Origin of the sequence: Campylobacter sp. RM12642, from assembly GCF_020137635.1 — a bacterium.
In the GTDB taxonomy this organism is placed as follows: Bacteria; Campylobacterota; Campylobacteria; order Campylobacterales; family Campylobacteraceae; genus Campylobacter_E.
Genome location: NZ_JACGAT010000061.1, coordinates 1 through 1,645 on the forward strand (window position 1 = coordinate 1; position 1,645 = coordinate 1,645).

General features: G+C 25.4%; 3 protein-coding genes. 1 reads left to right on the forward strand and 2 read right to left on the reverse strand.

All coding sequences use genetic code 11. The features are described from left to right. Positions 1–90: 90 nt before the first annotated feature. A complete protein-coding gene (locus AVBRAN12642_RS09630) occupies positions 91–354 on the reverse strand; it encodes a Txe/YoeB family addiction module toxin (protein WP_214119495.1) in 264 nt (87 codons plus the stop codon). Further along, on the reverse strand, positions 347–595 hold the full coding sequence (locus AVBRAN12642_RS09635) for a type II toxin-antitoxin system RelB/DinJ family antitoxin (RefSeq protein WP_214119493.1): 249 nt from the start codon (positions 593–595) through the stop codon (positions 347–349). The genes AVBRAN12642_RS09630 and AVBRAN12642_RS09635 overlap by 8 nt, the downstream gene beginning before the upstream one ends. Positions 596–680: 85 nt before the next feature. On the opposite strand from AVBRAN12642_RS09635, the gene AVBRAN12642_RS09640 reads away from it, so the two are divergent. Then, positions 681–1,598, forward strand: coding sequence for a tyrosine-type recombinase/integrase (locus AVBRAN12642_RS09640; protein ID WP_336608306.1), 918 nt, complete (start codon positions 681–683; stop codon positions 1,596–1,598). Positions 1,599–1,645 lie beyond the last annotated feature (47 nt).

Sequence of the window (1,645 nt, forward strand, 5' to 3'; positions counted from 1 at the left end):
GTTGATTTTCTAATTAAAATTTCATATTGAATTTAGCTAGTTAAACTAGCTAAATTTTGACAATTTTTAATATTTTGAAGATTTATAAGCTTATTTGTCTTTATAATGAGAGCCGCATTGAGCGATTAGGATTTTCCCATCTGCGATTTTATATACAATCCTATTTTTTTTATCAATTCTTCTACTATAATAACCAGCTAAATCACCGCTTAATCTCTCCGGTTTTCCTATCCCTAAATAGCCGTTTCTATCAATGTCTTTTATTAATTCTATAATCCTTTTTAGCACTTGTTTATCGTTTTCTTGCCAATACAAAAAATCTTCCCAAGCATCATTAGACCAGCATTTAATCATTTAAAACATCTTTTGTAATGTATTCACCTTTTTCCAATTCAGCGATAGATTTTTTTAATCTATCAATATTTTTTTTAGAATAAAATGGATCGACTTTTAGCTCAAATGGTAAGCCATTATTAATAATTACTTGTTTGTAAAATGCAAGTGTAGCACTACTTAAAGTAAGTCCTAATTCATTAAATATATTTTCAACTGCGATTTTGTCTTCTTCACTTATTCTTATTGAAATATTTTTCATTTTCACTCCTTTTTTAAGTAATTATATGTAATAAATATTATATTATCAATACAATATAATACATATTATATAAAAAGGATAAAAAATGTTAAAATTATTAAGATTTCTATGCAAAATTGCTTTTAAGCCATTATTTAAACTATTCAAAAGCCAAAAAGAATTAAGCCTAAAATATTTTTGCCTTTATTCATTTGAGTTTAAAAAATCATCTTTAAAGCCAAGCACAATTGAAAACAAAAAATACCTTCATAAAATGCTTTTTGAAATATTAAAAGATATAAAAATCAAAGAATTTACAAAATTAAAAGCTTATGAATTGATAAAAACTTTACAAGAAAAATCATTAAAATATAGCACTATAAAACAACTCATATCATATGCAAATGAAGGTATAAATTTAGCTTTAGAACTAGGAATAATCACTCAAAATCCATTAAAAAATATCAAATTCCTAAAACCTACAAAAGCCATTAAACCAAACAAAACCATCAAACAACTTCACATAAAAAAGCTATTAAATAAAGCCGAAGGAGAGCTTAAAACATTTTTATATTTTGCTTTTTACACAGGAGCAAGAGCTAGTGAAATATTAGCAATCACCAAAAAAGATATAAATTATAAGCAAAACTTAATAAGCATTACCAAAAACGCCACAAGATACGGCATAACCACTCCAAAAAATGGAAAATCAAGGATAATCCCGCTATCAAACGCACTTAAAAAAGAATTAGAAAATATTAATTTTTCTCATTTTAGTTTAGATTATTTTGCTATTTATTATCAGTTTAATAAATTAAAAAAATCTCTGAATTTAAAAATAGGTAGCCTACACTCTACAAGGCACACTTTTGCGTCAAACTGCATACATTTAAAGCTTGATTTGCCAATCATCGCAAAGCATTTAGGACACAACGATATAACAATGTTAAGTAGGGTTTATTCGCACGAAATTTATTCTAAAAGTGAGTATGCCAAACTTAAAAATTTGTCATATTTTAAGTAAAATTTAAGAATAATATAAATAAAATACACCAACGCTTTTGATTTACA